Genomic DNA, 20,839 nt, shown 5'->3' on the forward strand with positions numbered 1-20,839 from the left:
TTTTTTGCATAACTTTCAAGAAAAAGAAAACAATAAAAGGGTAATCCACAGTTGAGATTTACCCTTTTTAACTATTCTATTAGATTTTATCTGTTTTTGTTCAATAACCCCATAATACGGAGGAGCGGCCGATAATTTTTATTAATTAATCCAATCGTTTCAACAAATAGTTCAATCGCCAGCACAATAATGGTCATGATTAAGATTGAACCCCAAACGGTTGTGATGGTAAAAATAAAGGCTGCAAGGCCAAACATGGCGCTCATTGCATAAATTAACAGAACTGTTTCACGATGTGTAAACCCTAGTTCCAGTAAGCAATGGTGTAAATGGGATTTGTCTGGAGCTGCTAATGATTTCTTGTTGTAAATACGACGGATGATAGCAAAGAATGTATCCGAAATGGGAACACCTAAAATAATGATTGGAACAACAAACGAGATTAATGTTACATTTTTAAAACCGAGCAATGAAAGGACCGAGATCATATATCCAAGAAAAAGCGCACCGGAATCGCCCATAAAAATTTTAGCTGGATGAAAATTATAAATCAAAAATCCTAACGTGCTTGCTAGAAGGATTGTCCCCATTGCGACTACATAGCCATTCCCCATCACAATCGCCATTCCAGAAATAGTGATAAAGGCGATTGAAGATACACCAGCGGCCAAGCCATCCAAACCATCAATCAAATTGATCGCATTCGTAACACCAACAATCCAAATGACAGTAATCGGGATACTGAAGATCCCAAATTCTAAGTAGCCGTTAAACGGTAAGTTAATAAATTCAACTTCCACGCCGCCCCACATAACAACAATCAGAGCTGCAATGATTTGTAAAGCAAATTTTACTTTGGCTGATAATTCATAGATATCATCTAACATACCAGTAGCTAATATGATGACTCCCCCAGCAATAATGGCTGCATGGTAGGGGCTATATGGTTGGAGTATTAATATACCGAAAAGGAAACTAATATAAATCGCTAACCCGCCTAAACGCGGCATAATTTTAGAATGTACTTTGCGTTGATTAGGACTGTCCGTTGCTCCTAATTTAAAAGCCAATCTTTTCACAATTGGAGTAATTAAAATGGAGCATAAAAAACATAATATTAAGGTCAGATATAACATGAAGACCCTCCCTATTAGTATAATGCCCCATTAATAAATTTTAGAAACAGGCACATATTTCTAAGTACACTACAACGAACATATTATAGCACACCCAATTTTACTTTGGTATAAGTTAATAAATTGTTGAAAAATTCCGACTATAACAAAATAATTAGACCTATTAATGCCAATATATTCTCTTATAATGTAAGACATAAGAATGCTACAAAAAGTTACATTTTTTATTAACTTTCAGTTCTATTTCTCGTTAGTTTTACTTTAAAAATTTGTGATAAAAATTTAGGGATAGCAAGCATTCTTCTCCACCTTGAAGGCTGAGTAATCAAACGATATAACCATTCGAGGTTTATTTTCTGCCAGATTCGCGGGGCCCGTTGGACTTCGCCAGCGAGCACGTCGATGCTTCCCCCCACCCCCATAAATAATCCCTTTGAAAAATACGGAAGATTTTCTTTAATCCATTTTTCTTGTCTAGGAAAACCCAAGGCAACAAAAATAATATCCGGACCTTTGGCTTTTATCTCAGAGGTTATTGTGTTTTTCTGCCAATCAAAAAAACCATGATGGCTGCCTGCAATATGTATCTGGTTAAATTGCCTTTGGATAGTTGCTACAGCTTTTTGATTTGTTTCTTCCTTTCCACCCAAGAGGTAGATGCTCCATTTTTTCTTATTCGCCTCCTCTAGAAGTCGAATAGTTAAGTCATATCCAGTGACACGCTCATAAATAGGTTGATTCAATATTTTCGAAGCAATAATAATCCCAGCACCATCAGGGACAATCATATCAGCGGATTGAACAATCGTCAGATACTCTGGATGATCTTTTGCATACATAACAATTTCTGGATTTGCCGTTACGATGAAGTACTTTTTTTGGTCGTGAATGGCTTTAATAAGTATTTCCACTACTTCATTAAATCTTTTATTTAAAAAGTTAATCCCTAATATATTAACCAAATTAGTTTTCATATTTAGAATCCTCTTAACATTTTTCCTCAAAATTATTTATGTAAGAAAACTCGCCCACTGGCGAGTTAATTAAATTGTAGTTAAGCCTCTTTGTTTTTGCATTACTGCTTCACGGAATTTTTTCTGTTCCACATCAGTCATTGATTTATATTTCTTTAAGAAGGTTTCGTATTTTGGAATAACCTCTTTAACAGGACCAAATTCTTTTATTTCGCCGTACTCAAGCCAAACTGCCTTTTCACAAAATTCCTTTATCTGTCTCATGGAGTGACTAACAAAGAAAATCGTTTTTCCCTTTTCTTTAAAGTCAAACATCTTTTTCTTGGATTTTTCTGCAAAAACCTGATCTCCTACTGACAAAGCTTCATCAACGATGAGAATATCAGGGTTCACGGTAACAGAGATTGCAAAACCAAGACGAGATTTCATCCCGCTTGAGTACTTCTTAACCGGCTGGTCAATAAATTTTCCTATATCGGCAAAATCAATGATTTCCTGTTCCATATCTTTAATCTCTTTCTTTTTGAAACCAAGCATTAAACATTTTAATTCTATATTTTCCCTGCCTGTTAATTGATTATCAAGCCCCGAGGAAATGGCGATAATTGAGGTTGTACCTTTTGTGATGACCTCGCCGGAAGTAGGGGGAATTACCCCTGCAATAATATTAGACAAAGTCGACTTACCAGAACCATTAACCCCAACAAGACCAATTACATCACCACGATTGGCAGTAAAGGATATATCCTGAAGTGCATAAAAATCCTCCCCATACCCCCCTGGTAAAATTACGTCGAGAAGTTTTTCTTTTGGTGACCTATGCATCTTATACTTTTTAAAAACATTTTTGACATTTACTGTTTCATTCATTTGGATTCACCACCTATTTACAAGTAATCCACAAAGCGATTTCTAAATTTTAAATGCAAGACAGCTCCAATCATGAATAACCCAATGACAATTATCCAGAAATATAAAGTATATTCCGGGTATTCAAGCGGATACCACGTTGTACCAAGTAAGGCTGCCCTGTAGCCCTCTACAATATAGTATAAAGGATTTATTTTTAATAAAAAGGCATAATCAATTCCATTTATCACCAAATCATCAACATGCCATAAAAAAGGAGTAACATACAACAGCATTTTTAATATGGACTGGACCACCTGCTGTACATCCCTGACAATTGTTGAGAGAGTGGACGTCACTAGTGCAAGTCCTAATAAAAATAGTAAGGTTGCCAGCATAAAATATGGTAATTGAACAAAATATACCGTTAGTTTAAAATCGGTAAATTGTAAAAAAATAGTAACTACAACCACTAACATTAGGTGGGTATAAAAATTTGCCATAATCACAAATGATGGAATGGCACTCATGGGAAAACTCATTTTCGAGATCAATTGTATTCTAGAATAGATAGACCTAGAAGAAGCAGAAATAGCTGGATTCACAAAGAACCAGACAATCATTCCTGTGACCATCCAAATAAAAAACGGAACATCGATACCATTTTCCATCGGAACCTCTCGGCCTTTCCGAATTCCGGCTCCAAATACAAACCAATATATGGTCAACTGAATCATTGGATTCAGTATTTCCCAAAATCTGCCGAGATAATTATTCGTATTCGCACTCTTTAGTTCAAAGGCAGATAACCTCAGGATCAGGTAAAAGGAACTGATTTGTTCCTTTACAATAGTAATCATCGATTTCATGAAAATTGTCCTTCCTATAGCTAATAATAACCTTGTTCATTATACATTAATTTCTCCAAAGGGACATAATAAAAACAAAGCTTCGACATGAAAATATCGAAGCTTGTCATATTTATTAAATTAATACCCAGTACTCTTTGCCTTAAAACTCTCTTCAGCAAATATGTACTGCACAAGGTTTTGGCTTGAACAGCCTTTAGAATATTGGTTCCATTTTTCTGCATAATATTCGACAAGGCTAAGGTCGAAGCGGTTGTTTTGAATAAGGTCAATAATTGATTGGGTATCTTTGACAAGCGGTCCTGGTAAGTTGTCTTCAAATCCTTCCATTAGACCACGATGTTCTTTATACTCATCTAAATCGTAGGCGAAAAAGATGATCGGTTTATGTAAGATTGAAAAATCGTAGGGAATCGACGAATAATCAGTAATCAAATAATCAGCGGCAACCAGTAGTTCATTAATATCATACTGACTTGAGGAAAGGTCAACAACGAAATCTGAGTATCGCAGGACATACTCATCCTTGTGAACAATTGCCGGATGTAACCTGAGAATTAACCGATAGTCTTGTCCTAACTCATGTGCCATTTTTTCAACCTCTAAGACAAGGTTAAAGTGTTCTAACTCATGGTCTCGATAAGTAGGAGCATAGAGAATAATTTTTTTAGCTCTCAAGCTAGGATGTTGATGTAGTAAGGTGTCGATTGCCTTTCGTTTTGCCTCTTCATTATAGAAGAAATCAGTTCTTGGGACGCCTGTCGGCAGGATATTCTCCTTTTTGAGGTTAAAAGACTTCATAAAAATCTCTGTCATCACATCCGAGCCGGCTATTACTCGATCAAATTTCCTGTATACCTGTAAAAAACGCTCTCTCGCACGATCGGTTCTCGTTTTAATCGATTCATCTTCCAGACCGAACTTTTTCATCGCCCCCGAGGCATGCCATAACTGAATACACTTGACTTCTTTTTTAAAGGTTACGGCAGCTAGAAAGCCAAAGTAGTTATCAATAAAAATATGGCGGGAAGTGGCTATATGAAATACCGCTTTCAGCCAATTCATGATATGTTTCGCTTCAAAGAGAATAGTTGTGGCCTCTTGAACATCCTTAAATTTAGGGAACACCTTTTGTTCGCAGAGAAACACCACATCAGTTAAAATGTGCTGCCTGCGAATTTCTTCATACACATACTGGGTGTTATCACCAAAACTAACCACAAACGTGGTTTTGTTTCTTAGCGGCCACAGACTAAATATGGAAAACAGGCACTTAAAGACAAATAAATAAAAACAAATGGCTAGTTCCCTAACCATTTGTGACAGCATTTAAATCTTCTTTTATTTGTGAAGTAGAAATCCCGATTGTTCTTGGCAGGTAAACCACTTCACAATATTCTTTAAGAAAGTCAAATTTGCCTTTCCAATCATCACCCATCACAAAAACATCAATTTCATGTTTGATCACGTCTTGAATTTTTTGGTCCCAAGTATTTTCAGGAATCACTTCATCCACAAAACGAATGGATTCTAAAATTAACTTTCTGTTTTCAAAGCTGTGGTAAGCTTGTTTATTCTTGCCTTTATTGAATTCATCTGTGGATAGACCAACAACTAAATAATCTCCTAAGTCTTTGGCACGGCTAAGTAAATTTATATGACCAAAATGTAATAAATCAAATGTTCCATATGTTAACACCTTTTTCATAAGAGTAACTCCTCCTGCTATTAGTATTCGGAAAATGCGGCAATATTTATTCAATATCAAAAATTATTTTTCATTTTTAATGTAGTTGACTTCACCAAATCATTATAAGACTATCAAACTTAAAATTCAAATAAGAACTGAATAATTTCCAACAAAATACCATTAATTACTTAATTTTATTGAAAAAGCTGACTTGGTGAACAAGTCAGCCTCTAACACTATTTCAGTTCCTGAGTAATATACATTTTACTAACCCAGCCTTTGCTTCCATTGGCTGTTTTCACTTGATACCATGTTTTCGTCCCATCCATCGTTACTGTGCCATCTGCTTTCATGATAAGAGAAACATAATCATTTAACGGCAGCTTTCCTAGCGAGGAATTGGATGTGGATGGCCCGGTTCGGATATTTAACTCCGAAACTGTCACTCTCCCTAGATTTTGAACAGATATGTAGTTTTTATAGTTGCTAAAGTCTACATCATTGGTCCAGTATTCTTTATTGTCCATTTTCACCCGCAGCCAAAAGTCATTAGTTTTTTCTAGGACAGTAAAGGAGGTTCCTCTTTTCATCGTTTTCACTGCATCATGTACGCCCTTTTTACTATTTAGAACAATTTGTTTATTTGCAGGGATGGTAGCAATGGCGACGATATCAGCGGGAAACTTATCTCCGCCAGCAGGAATTAACGGCCTCTGAGGGATATTGGCATCGGGATCTGCCTTTGCATAATAGGCTTTATCATAGGAAAGAATCTTTTCCATATGCTGGCTGATTGCTTTACCCCAATACGGATCAGTAGCATAAAAGAAGTTCATGCCCTCACTACTAGCATCAATTCTTGCATTCGTTAATGATGTGGTACTGAAACCCAGATATGCCCCTTGAAACTTCCAATTAGCTGGATTTAAGTACGTAGATTTCATTTCACGGGCAATAAAGTCAATACACAACTCTACACTAGCAAAACGATAGGCAGCTACAAATGGCGCTGCATCATAGGCACCAAAGCCAAATAAGTTGTTCTTGGTAATCGAAATACTAGAGGTTCCATAGGCACTCTCATGAATGGCATGGGCTGCCAAGTAAAGTGGATTGACCCCATACTTTCGCCCGGCATCAATAAATACCTGTCCTTTATTCGTCAAAATACTCGGCTTCCCCGTATTTTTTACATAGCCAGCAATATAATTATTAATTTGACTTGCCTTAACAGGAGATTGAGTCCTTAAATCAATAAACTGATAGGTATCCCTCGTGCCCATTGGATCACCCGTTATCACCTGTTGAAGGTACGTGCCAAATACATAGCCGCTTTTCCCGGCATAGCTGACCTTATACCAGCCATTAGACGTCTTGCTGGTTGGAATAATGATTGTTCCTCTAGGAATCGAGGTTAAAATGGCAGCAGTTGTAGCCGCAGCTTGTCTAACATTTAATTGATCCGTAACCGCATAAGTTGTCTTGGTTATGGCTTGCTCGGCAATGGTATCGGTTGGAGGAATGTTTACCCCACCGTTGTCAGTTCCTCCCTTGTCGGTTGTCTCGGCAGGCTTAGCATATTTCGAAATATCGCCGCCATAGACATAGCCAGATTTCCCGTTATAGGAGACTTTATACCAATCTCCGATTCTTTGCTTAGAAGAAATGATTGTTTGCTTTGGTATCTTTACTAGTTTTGTATAGACCTTCCCATAGGATGCGTATACATATGTATCTAGTTTGGCCTGATAGTCTGCTGCCGCAAAGGAAGTCACCGGAGCTTTGCTTACCTCTCCGCTAAAAACATACAGTGTTTTGCCGTTGTAAGACACCCTATACCATACCTGCCCGACACTATTAACTGCTTGATAGGCAGAATAAAGTCCGTTTCCGCTTGCAAGGCTGTAAAGAACGCTTTTCTTTGTATCAGGAGTAGAATAAAGCTTCACTGTCTTTTTGGGAAAATAATAGCCTCCGGCAAACGCACTATATTTATAGTATTCCTTTAAAAAAGTCCCTTTTACCCAGCCAGTAGTTGTTACATTTTTCCCTTTAGAAGAATAGGTGTAGGTCACCTTATACCAATCCGTTACTTTCTCCGCGCTTGTGATGGTCTTGCCCTTTGGAATTGAAAGTAATGTTTTATATTTCGTGCTGGCTCCTGAGCGGATGTTAACATTATCGGTCGTCTGATACATTGTTTTTGCAAATTTAACCGTTTTTGGTGCTGTAGAAATTTTCTTGATATAGGAGGCGCTAACCCAACCTGTTTGGACGACTTTCTTCCCTTTTAGGGTGTATTGGTACGAAACCTTTACCCAGGTGCCTTTTTGTTCAGTGGCAGTGATCGTTTTTGATTTAGGGACCTGAAGGATTGCTTTATATTTTGTCGAAGGACCCGTTCGCAAATTAACATTGTCAGTCGTTTGGTAACTGATATTTGCTAATTTTATAGTGCTGGCGGCATAGGCAAGTTGCACCTTTGATGGAATAATTGGGGTGACAACCTCTCCTACTAATAAACTAGTTGATAAGAGAAGAACTTTCCCGATATTTCTCATTGACACACCTCCCTGTCGGATTTTGAATGCTGCATTTATGATTTTTCTACAAAAATATAAAAAAACTCAAATTATGCCGAAAGTTGCATCCTCCCATTAAATCTGGGAAAATATAACGTTATCAAATTCTATTATCGCTGATATCCTCTTAATTTTAAATAGTTTCCAATAAATACTTGTTGCAATTCGAAAAAATAGGTCGATTTACTCATGAGAATTAGGGGGATTCTTCGGAGAATTTGTCAACTATCACTGTCCTATGTGGGACAAAATGACAAAAACACCCAAATTTCAACCTTGGGTGTTTTCGATCCGTTTATTTTCAATTTTTTAAAATGACTTCATTGACCACTCTTTCTGCCGCATGCCCATCTTCTAGGTAACAAAACTGTTGATAAAAATCATTCATCCGTTCATTTGAAACCGTAGGATTGACTTGGTCTTTAATAGCAGCAATCACTTCTTCAGTTGTTTCGACGAGCGGTCCTGGTGCTTTTTCTTCAAAATTAAAGTAAAAACCTCTTATATCGTCCTTATATTCCTCAAGATCGTAGGTAAAGAATATCATCGGCCGTTTCAAATTCGCATAATCAAAAAATACAGACGAATAATCCGTAATCAGTAAATCACTGATTAAATATAGTTCTCGGATGTCCTCATGCTTGGAAAAATCCCAAGCAAAGCCTTTATACGCCTCCAAGTCAAAGTTTTCAGCGACTAGATAATGCATCCGGAGAATGATAATATATTCATCCCCGAGGTCTTGTTTAAGTTTTTCCAAATCCAACTGCAAATCAAGCTTATATTTACCTTCTTGATGAAATTGATTGTCGCGCCACGTCGGCGCATAAAGGATCACCTTTTTATCCTCAGGAAGCTGATGCTTCTGCTTAAATTCCTTGGCACGATCGTCACGATCATCTTTATAAAAAATATCATTTCGTGGATAACCCGATTCAATCATTTCTTTATCGAATTTAAAGGCACGCTTAAATATTTCTGTTGAATACCGATTGGGAGAAATTAAATAATCCCAGTTCCGTGATTCAAGATAAAATTCTTGCTTATACTGCTCCGTCGTTGTCCCTGCCATGAGCACTTCTTTCATATCATGGGCCAGCTTTTTCAAGGGGGTCCCATGCCATGTTTGCAAGTAAATGGTCTGCTTTGGCTTCGGAATCCACAGGGGCATCCGGCTATTCGTTACCCAAAACCTTGCCCTCGCCATCAAAAACAGCCATTTTACCGAAAAGCGTCGGGCATACGGAATTCCTTTCTCAACAAAGCCTTTTTCAAACCGGGGATCGACACTCCAAATAAGTTCATATTCAGGATGATTTCTTTGCAGGTATTCGTAAATCGCCCGAGGATTACAACTGTATTGCTTGCCAAGAAAGCTTTCAAACATAATTAATTTTTTCTGTGGCGGGAAAAGTGAAACCAACTGAAATAACCATTTGTATCCTGCTATTACTAACTTTTTCACGGATGATACCAATAAAACCGCGCTCCTAACCGTTGAAGAAGAAACACTGAAAGGGCTGCATAAAAAAAAGCAGCCTCGTGTTTACTCAAAAAACTATTTATTCATTTTCACTTCTTGATTAACCAGTTTCACTAGGTACTCAAGCAATTGCTCCCTTAGTTCCTCTCTGCTTAAAGCCATTTCAATCGTTGTCTTAATAAAACCAAATTTCTCACCCACGTCATAGCGGATTCCTTCAAAGTCATAGGCAAAAACATCCTGGATACTATTCAAGCGTTGAATCGCATCTGTCAGTTGAATTTCACCGCCTGATCCTGTTTCTTGATTTTCAAGGAGATCAAAAATCTCAGGTGTTAAAATATATCTTCCCAAAATGGCAAGATTTGATGGCGCTAACTCGACGGGCGGCTTTTCAACAAAATTTCTTACCTCATACATGCGTCCATCTTGCCGGCTGGGATCAATAATCCCGTAGCGGTTTGTTTCTTCCATTGGAACGGGCTGCACCCCAATAACAGAAGAACCTACTTTATCATATATGTTCATTAACTGTTTTAATGAAGGCACCTTTGCTTGGACAATATCATCCCCTAATAACACCGCAAATGGCTCATTGCCAATGAACTTTCTCGCACACCAAATCGCATGACCTAACCCTCTTGGCTCTTTTTGTCTTATGTAATGTATATCAACATTCCCGGGCTTACGAACTTCTTCGAGGAGCTCGAACTTCTCTTTACGAGCTAAATTTTCTTCCAGTTCAAATGCGCTGTCAAAGTGATCTTCGATGGCTCTTTTCCCTTTACCGGTTACGATGATAATATCTTCAATTCCTGATTCGATTGCTTCCTCAACAATATATTGAATCGTTGGTTTATCAACGATTGGCAGCATTTCCTTCGGCATTGCTTTCGTAGCAGGTAAAAACCTTGTGCCCAATCCCGCTGCTGGAATAATCGCCTTTTTGACTTTACTCATTTTTATGTCTCCTTATTTCGTATTCAAATTATGATCCATTCTACATTCCTGCATCAATCTAATATTTGATAAAACGATGCCATTGCCTTTTTATTGTATTCTTCTGGAATAAATTCATCAAGCTTAATATCCAGCTCATTTCCCGCCAATTGAGTGAGACCTTTTTCCAGCCCTTCAATGCTATTTTCAACTAATAACCCATACCGCCCATTTTCCAATACATTTCGATTCGCAACAATATCTGTCGCAATGATTTTCATCCCATGGGTCATCGCCTCTAGTAACACCATTGGCTGGCCCTCATAATGGGAGGAAAGAACAAAACAATCGCATTTCTTCATTAATATAAATGGGTTCTCTAATTGGCCCATCAAGTATACAGAATCTGATAGCTCCAATTCCGCAATCAAATTCTCCAAGTCATTCCTTAACGGACCTTCACCTAGAATAAACAACTTTGAATTTGGGAATTTCTGCTGAAATTGACTGAAGGCCTTAATCAAGTTATCCTGGCCTTTTTCAGGAGATAATCGTCCCATCGTAATGAAATTATAATTTTCTGCAAGCGGCTGAGGAGGGATCACTGTTTCTTCAATCGTTTCAAGTTTTTCTTCTATTTTAGTTGGAACCACTAGTTTGTATTTTTTCGAATGGAGCATTTTATACAACGGAGGATGGATCTTGGAATGAAGTTGCTTCCTTCCATCATATTCCCGAACAATCGTCAATGCCGACGAATCAATCCAGCCAATCATGGTTCCCTTGATAGAAAGCCGGCTATAGATTCCTTGCTGTGTTCTTGCTTCTTCATCTACATCGACTAATCGACCTTTATAATCCTTGCCAGAAGCGACTTTCTCTGTTCCTTCTAGATTATAGGGCATACTCCAAATGTCATATCTATTTCCATGAGAAATAATCGCTAATTTCTGCACGGGCGTATGGAATAAGACACGATCTGGAAGCAATTCAAAACAGCCTTGGTCAAGCCAGCCAACGATCCGGTCATCGATACTAAATTTATAATAATTAGTAGACTTTGTTTGCACCTCTCGTAAAATGGCGACTTCCTCGTTTAGGTATTTCAGAGCTGGTGCCACTTCAGCTGCTCCGCTTACGACAGGTGGTCTGTTCCAGATTACCTCGCTTTTTGGATTCGTGATCCTTGCACTTGCTTTAAAGACCGTATTACTGATGATTTGGTCTTCAGCGATAACCTCATTGATTATCGATTTCGTTATACTTTCTGTCCATTCTTCATTCCCTAGTCTCAGAATTTTCTCTGGATTAATCGAGTTCATGACAAAATCAAATTTAAATTCCTCAGCAAATTCCGCTAAATTACTTCTGTTTAGCTCCATTGTTGCTGGTGATACACTTACCAGTTTGTCAAACCGATCATAGACGGAAAAGAGACCCCGTAAATTTATTCGATGGGGACGACGCCCATTAATGACCTTTTCACTATCCGAACGGATGTCATTATGCATATAACAGATTTTTTTCTTTGCATCGGAAGCAAGCAAATATTTGGCCCAATACAAGCTGTAACCACTAAAATCGATGGCATAATCAAATTGTGCCCGACCTGATAATCTGTTGTATTCCCGCTTATAGGCGTTCTCTGGGTAAAGTTTTTTGGTCACTTTACTATGTGCTCCTCGATTATGAACAAATTTATCCCGATACACTTCAAAAAGACTATGTACTTCTAATCCATTTCGAAACAAGAACCTAGCATTCTTATTTACCTTTGCGATATTATTTAAGGTTTCTTTCGATTTTGGTGATTTCATGAAAATACTAACATCAAACTTACTAAAGTCAATATTGTCGACTAGATTGATAAAGGATGAGGTAATGCCATTGTTTTGCAACCCGCCCGGATAAATAAGGATTTTCTTTTTTTCCCGGTCCAATTGATTAATGATATTGATTGGAGTCTTTTCCTGGTTAAAGACGTATTGGACGATTCTAGCCGTCACCTTTCCATCATCATGTGATGTGAATTTGTTTTTTGCTGCCTGATAGACAGAGCGATAGCTATCACTTATTTTTTTAATATCTTGAACGGCGTCAGCTACTTCTTCGATGGTAAAGAGCGTAGGTCCTGGTAGTTCATCCTCGGATAAATACATACCTCTTTCTTCCTGGTAATCGTCATAATCCCAAATATAGAATAATATTGGTTTTTCAGTTACAAGGTAATCAAAAAAGATACTCGAGTAATCGGTGATTAAAAGATCCACAGTACTTAACAGCTCGTTAGTATCTACAAAGTCCGGAACTAAGATCTCTTTAATTTCAGTAAATTTCTTCGCTTGATTATACAAAAAGGGATGAACTTTGATTAAAAGGTTATACTCGTTTCCTACCTTTTGCCTCAAATAGGTCATTTCACTAATGATTTGGAACATATCATTTTTTGCTTTTGATACATTTGTCCCTTTCCATGTAGGTGCATACAGAATCGTCTGTTTATTTTTATCGATTTCTAGCCCTAATCGAGTGAGTAAAGAATGAAATCTATCTGCATCAGTATGATAGGTTAGATCTATTCTTGGATAGCCTTCTTGAATAATTTCTCCATTATATAGTCCGTTTAGTTTATAACTTTTAAGAAACATTTTGGTTGTATGGTCATTGGGACTTAAGAGATAATCCGCACTAAGAAAATTCCTCACTACATTCTGCGAGTGGGCTGGATTTCCAGGGATATCAAATCCCATTCTTTTTAACGGAGTCCCATGCCAGGTATTAATATAGACTTGCTCTTTTTTGGGAATAAAAAAAGGCTGAAAGGTAGAATTATTAATCAAGTACTTGCTCGTGGCTAACCACTTAAGATATTCCTTTGAATTCCGTTTCACAAATATCACATTTTTCAAGTCTTTATAGTTGGCGATCACGCTTTCTAACTCTTTCTCATGATGGATTGACCAAATATGTTTGAAATGCTGAAATTCGGGGTGATGTAAGAGGTATTTAAAAATAGCATATGGGCTATCGGTTACACTTTTTCCGTCCCTGCTTTCATAAAGTATAGTATGGTCCCTCACCTTTGATTTTCCATAAAATCTTCTATACTGAAAATTTCTGCGATGATTGGCCTTTCTAACATAATTATAGAGGGGTCCGAAAATAAATTTAATTCTTCTTTTTAAAACCTTTTTATTCATGAACATCTACAGCTCCCTTACCAGTTCACTTTCTTCTAATTTTTTATTAGTTATTCTTACCATTTTTGATGCATTATATGTACGGAGCTGACCATCTACTTTTTCTAAACGACAAAAAAGCAAATGGATATCAGGATTTCCCGGTCATCCATTTGCTTGATAAAGAACTTCCAATATTGTTCGTAGTGTAATAATAACTAGCAGTTGTTGCGAGATTGTTGAATTCTGATTACAAGGAATATTGTACTCATCCAGACACTCTACTATAATGAATACAATACCTACCACAAATACAGTTAAGGGGCAGTTACCGCATGCTTTTTTCGATGATCATTCCTGTCTATAATGCAGAGAAATATGTACAAGAAGCGATTGAAAGCCTTATCCATCAAACAGTTGACTTTAAACAAAATGTCGAAATAATTCTTGTTGATGACGGAAGTACCGATCAATCAAAAGATATCTGTCAAAACTACGTCAACCAATATCCTAGTAATATTAAATATGTTTACCGTGAAAATGCCGGTCCTGGCAGTGCAAGGAATACCGGCTTTGATCATGTATCACCACATTCAGATTATATTGGTTTTCTAGATGCCGATGACCTTCTGTCTGAGGATACACTTGAAAAAGTGGGTTCTTTTTTTTCGCGGAATTCTGAAATACAACTAGCTGTGATTCCTCTCTACCATTTTGAACGAATCGATACTCCGCACAGATTGAACTATCGTTTTGAGCAAGGAGACCGTGTTATCCATATTCTCGAGGAGTATACGGCGATTCATTTTCATATTGGCGGATGCTTTTTTAAAGCGAAACATTTCCTAACTAATCCGGATTTGCGATTTCAAACCGACATCAAATTTTGGGAGGATGCCCTCTTTATCAATACCTTTTTATTAGAGCACAAGCAATATGGGGTAGTCTCGGAAGCAAAATATCATTACCGCCGACGTGTCGATGAGGATTCACTTGTTAGTAATGCTTGGTATCAAAAATCACGATACACGGAAATGATTAGACGCTGTTATTTAACGTTGATTAACGAATCAAAGAGCCGTTATAACGAGATCCTCCCTTATGTGCAGTTTTTAATCACGTACCATATTCGGTTGTATCTTTTTCCAAAGAACAACCCGATAATCTTTGAAGTATTAACCAAAGAAGAACAAGATGAGTTTTTCGAGGAATTTGTGAAGTTAATTCAACTGTTTGATCAGAAATACATCAAGGAACAGGACATGCCTTTTTATTATAAAACCTATTTGTTAAACCTAAGTGAAAATGGCTGGCCGTACAAAGAAAATATAAGTCCCAAGAAGATTGAAAAACAGAAAGTAGTCATAACTGAATGTCATCACCGTGCATTAAAGTGGACAATAAAAGGTCACTTCATGAATAAAGTCTATTTTATGAAGGAAAATGATCGGCTGTTTATCCAGGCGAAAGACAAGATCACGTATTTGCCAAAAGTCGAAATTCCAGGAAAACTGCGGATCATCTGGGGAACCGTCGTCCGAAACTACGAGCATGCTGGTTTTGAAACCACTTTGCCCTTCTATCGGAGTAAATTCCAATTCGGCCTAGAAACTGAATCTGGCAGAAAATTTCTGTTAAACAAAGTAAACCTGAAAGTAGTAGACTTGAATTAATAGTAAAAAGGGTGAATCCAAAAATAAAATGGATCCACCCTTTTTCTTTTTCATTATTGATAAACAGGAATATCATAGAGCAGCGTAAATTGTGTTAGCGTACTTAACATCTGTGACATTCTCGTCGTTTGTTTTACAGCCCAGCCAATATCTGTTGCATATTGATGGGAGGCATAACCATAGGTATTCATCGCATCTGGATTCCAGCGCATTTTATAGAGCGTGTCTTGTCCTGCATGAATATACTTTTCAGCAGCAAACTTGGCACCGCCAATTATTGCTTTCTCGACAGTTGTCCACCCTTGTTCATAAGCAAACTGAGCACCATAATAATCTGGGTTGATGTCAAAGGCACCGACGCCATAAACATTATAGACCGTTACGCCATTTACTTTTATCCCAGTGGCAAGCTTACTTGAACCATTACCAGTTTCTAAAAGTGAATGACTGATGAGGTAGATCTCATTGACATGGTAAGTTTGGGCTGCATTTATATAGGAATTCCCCTTACCTGCAAGAACACCTTTTCCATAAAGAATCCGGTTATTCAACTCAGTTGCGTTTGTCCCTGCCGGATGCGACAAGATTAAGAATTGCAAATACGTATCCGAATTAGATTGGAAGTTTAGAGGGTCCAGATAATATTCAACTTGTTCGCTTGTAGCGGATAACCACTCTGCGTCTTTATCGGTTACTGGCGAAGCATTCTTTTGCATATTTACCGCTTGATCTAAAGTCAAATCATAGACCGTTATTCGCTGTTCACCAATATCTGACTTGTTAATATAGCAGATCACAACTTTTCCATTTACTGTAGCATAGGATTTATACCAGTGTTCACTATAGTTATAAAATTTTAGTATCATATTTTTCGGATAATCTCTTAGAATCTTCGAATCTCTTGAAGGCAATGAATAAACATGAGTAGATGATCTTAATGACAGACCTTGTAAAGTAGTATTCGAGAAGTTAGATTGCTCGAGATCATCCTTATGAATATAAATCGTCTGAACAGTCCCATTTACTGTTACATACGACTTTTTCCAATGAGTTGTATACGAATAATATTTTAAAATGGATCCTGGTTTATAGCTTTTCAATACTTTCGCATCCCTAGTTGGAGAAGCGTACAATTTGGTAGGATTTAAAAGCGCAATTCCTTCCTCTTTTTCCGCTTGATTAACCAGCTGGTCCACTTCATCCTTTGCAATATAGACAACAGTTGGGACCCCATTATAAGTCACAGTTGACTTATACCATTGTGATGAAAACGTGTAATACAATAACTTTGCACCGGGACGATAGGTTTTTAAAACCTTTGACCCCTTTACTGGAGCAGAGTACATGTTTGTTGGGTTTGATACCGCGATCCCGGATTGTTTCACAGGATTGGTTGTTGGTTTTTCAACATCGTCTTTATGAATATAAATCGTACGGATCTGTCCATTCACAGATACGGCCGATTTATACCAATCAGATGTATAGGTATAAAAAGAAAGATAGGAATTTTCTGCAAAGGTTCGTAATACTTGAGCATTTCTTGATGGTGAGGCATAAAAATTAGTTGGGTTCTTTGCAGCAAAACCTTCTTGTTTAACTGGATTAGCGATAATCTGCTCGACATCATCCTTGTTAATGTAGACGGATTGCAGCACACCATTAACATTCACGCTTGATTTATACCAACCGGATGTATAGGTATAATATTTTAATAGAGAGCCTTCGCTATAAATTCTTACAACTTTTGAACTTCTCATTGGTGAGGTGTATAAATTAGTCGGATCCTTCAACGCAATCCCTTCAGACTTAACCGGTGTTGAGGTGATTAAATCTATCTCACTTTTTTGGATATAACCTAACTGATTGGTGCCTACAACATTGGCTGTGGTAACATACCAATCAGCTGAAAAATCATACACTTTTACAGAAGTACCTTCCGTAAACGTCTTAATAGGGGCAGAATCTGTAGATGCTTCTCCATACACAACAGTCTCAGGCTGAATGGTTATCCCGGCAAGCTCGACCTCAACAGTCGCCATTTTAGCAGCCTTAGTCATATTGTTTTTTTCGACCGCAGCGTTTGAGTCTAACTGTTCTTTCTCAACTGTAGGTGGTGTTTCTTCAGTAACTGCTTCGTTCTCAACGGCCGTAGGTGATTCCTCAGCTTCTGTTTTCTGTTCAACATCCGCCGTAGATGATTTTTCAGCTTCTGTCTTCTGTTCAACATCCGCCGTATTTTCCTCGGCAGCTTGAACCTTATCATCCGAAGCCGTTGAATCTTGTTCCGTATCGACAGCAGTTATTGCTGCCTCAGTCGCACTCCCCTCTGCAAACGCAGGTAAAGGACTCATTGTTGTTGTGAACAATAAGCCTGCGATAGTGGCATGTCCAACTATTTTTCTAACCTTCTCCATAATGCCTCCCTAAAAAGTGATTATTAATTTGTAAAAAAGTCAATTACGACCCTCAAGTCCTCTACAAAGTTTGACCTTGAAATGAGAATCAACGTGTTCTCTATAAATCTAGCAATATTTCAAGAACATATTTCAGTAGACGAACTATTTTCTATTGTAACAATATAGTCATAGAATTTTAATCTATTTTTACAAATTACGACAAAATACTTATACCAAAATCGACAATTTGTGGGACTTTTATATCGGGACCACAAAAATATAGAGCTATTCCCCAAATGGAAAATAGCTCTTTTGAATCTTGCCCTAGATTATTTTTTTGGATATTTAGGTTGATTTATTTGGCGAATCGCTTCATAAACCCGTTTACAGTTATCTTGATCCGTAAAGGAATAAAATTGATTCACTCGTTCCTGAAACGCGGCTTCCATTTGACAATTTTGATTCATATATTGAATAATTCTGTCTGCCACTTGCTCACTTTCAGTCAAGACATCACCAAACCCCATCGTTTGATAATCAAAATAACCTTCTGCCAAATGGTTCATTCCAAATTGATAATATATTACCGGCTTCTTTAGATAAGCAAAATCAAAGGCGACCGAGGAAAAATCCGTGACCAGTAAACTGGATTGATTAAAATTATCACGATAACTGCTATTCATGTCCGCCACTTCAATCGAATCATCAATCTGATAATCCTTCAACTGCTGCCTGATATTAGGATGTGGGAAAAAGACAAGCTTATAACCTTTTTCTTTTGCTGCTTTTAATAACTTTTCATTGTTCAGCAAATCATTGAAGGCCTTAAAGTATTCTGATTCCTTAAAAACAGGATTATATTCGCGCGTTCCAGTGATTGGATTTAGTTTTGCTACCAAATCGCTGCGCCATGTCGGCATGATAAGAATCCGCTTCTTATCATCATTTTGCAGCTTATCAAAGCGCGGAAACCCTGATAAAAGGACCTCTTTTTCGGTGTAATCATAATGGCCATTTACAATCGAATCGTATTCCTGATTGGCCGCCGTGATAAACAGACGAATATTCTTCTTATATTTATTTAACCAACTCGAAATATCGTCCTTCGTGATGCCGTGCTGCAGGAAAATAAAATCATACGTAAATAAATCCTTAAGATACTTTTTCATTTTCCCAAATGGATTGACAATAAACTCATCGGCATGAGAGGAAATCAACTTGTCGGCAAGTAATAAATACCGTTTGTGCTGGCGCGATCCATATGGAATAACATTGCCAATTTTTTGAAGTCGTTTAAAATCTTCACTATCTTGATTTATAACAAAGTATTTCTGAATGCCATCCTGCTGCTTTGTCGCATATTCAAACAGAACTTCCGCATTGTCATCGGCTTTATTAACCCGGTCCATAAATAACCAAATACGCTTCTTTTGAAAGAAGTGCTTTTGGAAAAAATGATCTAATCTGATCAATAACGCCTTTCTGGAGCCTGGTTTATTCAATTTATATAAAGTCTTAAGTACGGCAATTTCTTTCCCACGAATTAATTTAAATTCACTTTTTCTAATCAAAAATTGCTTCTTCTTTTTCTGGTAAATAACCATGTAGCCGTTCTTATTAAAATAAGAATAACTATTATCTTTTAAGTGGCTTTGCCCGCTAAATAGCATATCTAACTTTACTTTACTCTCTTTGACGATTACATAAAAAGTAACTTTTAGAGATTTACTCTGTTTTCCTATTTTATCTAAAGGAAAGTTGAATTTAATCCCTAGCGCCTTTTTTATGTTTTTCCCAAAGACATTCGTATCTTTATAAAAACGTTCGACGATTTGTGTTTCAATCATTTCATCATTAACGTCAGCAACAATTTTCGTATCACTATTTTCAAAAAGGGAAGTAAAATGACCTTCAATGAAAAGCTGCTTATTCTCAATATTGATTAACTCTACTGCCAATTGATGCTGGTCCAAAGCATCCATGACCCGATTGCCATGTAATAAGACAGCATTATTAGGTGAATGGAATGGTTGGTAAAAATCAGCATAATTCTGGTCGTACTTAATTCGTAACAAATAATTCTTCCGATACATATTTAAATGCTTCTGTTCCAGAATAATATCCTCATCGATAAAACTTAATAACTCTTTAAGTTTTTTCAGGAAATTTTCTGTTTCCTCTGCTGTCATAAGTACATTTAAATCATTATTATTAAGACGCCACTGCAAATCATACATAATCATATATTGGAAGTATTTCGGAACAAATCCCAAAATCTCCAGTGACATATTAATGAACGTAAATGAAAAGTTCTTTAGACTGTGCAAATAATAATCCTTATCCTGTAAGGCTTGCTGGGTCGCCGAAGTATTAGTACTTCGTTTACGGTAATGATATTTAGCTTTTTTTACAACACCATATTCACACTTCTTCAAGATAATCCGATTTAACCATTCTGCATCTTCCCCATATTTAAGGGTTTCTTTAAATCTTTGCTCGCCAATTGCCGTCCTTCGAACAAACGAACTAGATGCAGACATTTGAATAAAGCGATGGTCCTTTAGTATATTGATGATTCTATTGGATGCGTATTTGTAATTTAGTAGATGCTCACCTTTAGCCTGGTCAAACCAATAGATTGGAATGGAAACAACATCGATATCTTTTCCTTGCTTTTCAAAAAAGTTATAGACTTTTTCTAAAGCATTTAATGATAATTTATCATCTGGATCGAGGAAGTTAACATATTTCCCCTTTGCTGCCTCTAACCCGGCATTACGGGCACTACTTACCCCTTGGTTTTCTTGATCAATAAAGACGATATTATTCGGATACTTTTTTTGAAACTTTTTACATAGTTTCCCGCTTTCATCTATGCTTCCATCGTTAATCAAAATCAATTGAATATGCTTGTCGAAATTTAACGTTTGATTAATGATGCTCTCGACAGCTTCTTTTAAATAGTCTTCAACATTATACACCGCCATAATGATTGAAAAATAAAAATCATTATAGGACCGATTTTCTGGCTCCAAATTTACTACCTCCGAAAGAATAGATTAGAAAAAG

Annotated in this window: 11 protein-coding genes and 2 pseudogenes; 1 reads left to right on the top strand and 12 read right to left on the bottom strand. The window is 37.1% G+C overall.

What is annotated here, in order from left to right; translation table 11 throughout:
• Positions 1–86 precede the first annotated feature (86 nt).
• From ACE198_RS08955 to ACE198_RS09000, 10 genes and pseudogenes are all read right to left on the bottom strand, one after another.
• On the bottom strand, positions 87–1,136 hold the full coding sequence (locus ACE198_RS08955; protein ID WP_375375273.1) for a glycosyltransferase family 4 protein: 1,050 nt from the start codon (positions 1,134–1,136) through the stop codon (positions 87–89).
• A gap of 227 nt (positions 1,137–1,363) precedes the next feature.
• Entirely contained in the window at positions 1,364–2,110 is a 747-nt protein-coding gene (locus ACE198_RS08960; protein WP_375375274.1) for a WecB/TagA/CpsF family glycosyltransferase, read from the bottom strand.
• A gap of 84 nt (positions 2,111–2,194) precedes the next feature.
• A pseudogene (gene tagH, locus ACE198_RS08965) lies at positions 2,195–2,980 on the bottom strand (teichoic acids export ABC transporter ATP-binding subunit TagH); the annotation flags it as partial.
• 17 nt (positions 2,981–2,997) lie between these two features.
• Entirely contained in the window at positions 2,998–3,828 is an 831-nt protein-coding gene (locus ACE198_RS08970; RefSeq protein ID WP_375375275.1) for an ABC transporter permease, read from the bottom strand.
• Between the two features lie 120 nt (positions 3,829–3,948).
• Positions 3,949–5,157: a CDP-glycerol glycerophosphotransferase family protein gene (locus ACE198_RS08975; protein ID WP_251458254.1), complete on the bottom strand. Its 1,209-nt coding sequence runs from the start codon at positions 5,155–5,157 to the stop codon at positions 3,949–3,951.
• Positions 5,138–5,536, bottom strand: a complete 399-nt coding sequence (gene tagD, locus ACE198_RS08980; protein WP_098576370.1) for a glycerol-3-phosphate cytidylyltransferase — start codon at positions 5,534–5,536, stop codon at positions 5,138–5,140. The genes ACE198_RS08975 and tagD overlap by 20 nt, the downstream gene beginning before the upstream one ends.
• Positions 5,537–5,754: 218 nt before the next feature.
• Positions 5,755–8,079: an SH3 domain-containing protein gene (locus tag ACE198_RS08985; RefSeq protein WP_375375276.1), complete on the bottom strand. Its 2,325-nt coding sequence runs from the start codon at positions 8,077–8,079 to the stop codon at positions 5,755–5,757.
• Between the two features lie 322 nt (positions 8,080–8,401).
• Positions 8,402–9,577 (bottom strand): annotated as a pseudogene (locus tag ACE198_RS08990) (CDP-glycerol glycerophosphotransferase family protein); the annotation flags it as partial.
• A gap of 81 nt (positions 9,578–9,658) precedes the next feature.
• Positions 9,659–10,543, bottom strand: a complete 885-nt coding sequence (galU, locus tag ACE198_RS08995; RefSeq protein ID WP_251458257.1) for a UTP--glucose-1-phosphate uridylyltransferase GalU — start codon at positions 10,541–10,543, stop codon at positions 9,659–9,661.
• A gap of 53 nt (positions 10,544–10,596) precedes the next feature.
• Positions 10,597–13,722: a CDP-glycerol glycerophosphotransferase family protein gene (locus tag ACE198_RS09000; RefSeq protein ID WP_375375277.1), complete on the bottom strand. Its 3,126-nt coding sequence runs from the start codon at positions 13,720–13,722 to the stop codon at positions 10,597–10,599.
• A gap of 314 nt (positions 13,723–14,036) precedes the next feature.
• Here ACE198_RS09000 and ACE198_RS09005 point away from each other — a divergent pair, with 314 nt between their 5' ends.
• Positions 14,037–15,374 (top strand): glycosyltransferase family 2 protein, encoded by a 1,338-nt coding sequence (locus ACE198_RS09005; protein ID WP_375375278.1) that lies wholly within the window; start codon positions 14,037–14,039, stop codon positions 15,372–15,374.
• A gap of 53 nt (positions 15,375–15,427) precedes the next feature.
• On the opposite strand, the gene ACE198_RS09010 is transcribed toward ACE198_RS09005, so the two are convergent.
• The gene (locus tag ACE198_RS09010) at positions 15,428–17,788 is read right to left on the bottom strand and encodes a glucosaminidase domain-containing protein (protein ID WP_375375279.1); all 2,361 of its coding nucleotides are present in this window, start codon (positions 17,786–17,788) and stop codon (positions 15,428–15,430) included.
• 311 nt (positions 17,789–18,099) lie between these two features.
• Positions 18,100–20,805: a bifunctional glycosyltransferase/CDP-glycerol:glycerophosphate glycerophosphotransferase gene (locus ACE198_RS09015; protein WP_375375280.1), complete on the bottom strand. Its 2,706-nt coding sequence runs from the start codon at positions 20,803–20,805 to the stop codon at positions 18,100–18,102.
• Positions 20,806–20,839 lie beyond the last annotated feature (34 nt).

It is taken from the genome of Neobacillus sp. KR4-4 (assembly GCF_042136325.1).
GTDB lineage: Bacteria > Bacillota > Bacilli > Bacillales > Cytobacillaceae > Neobacillus.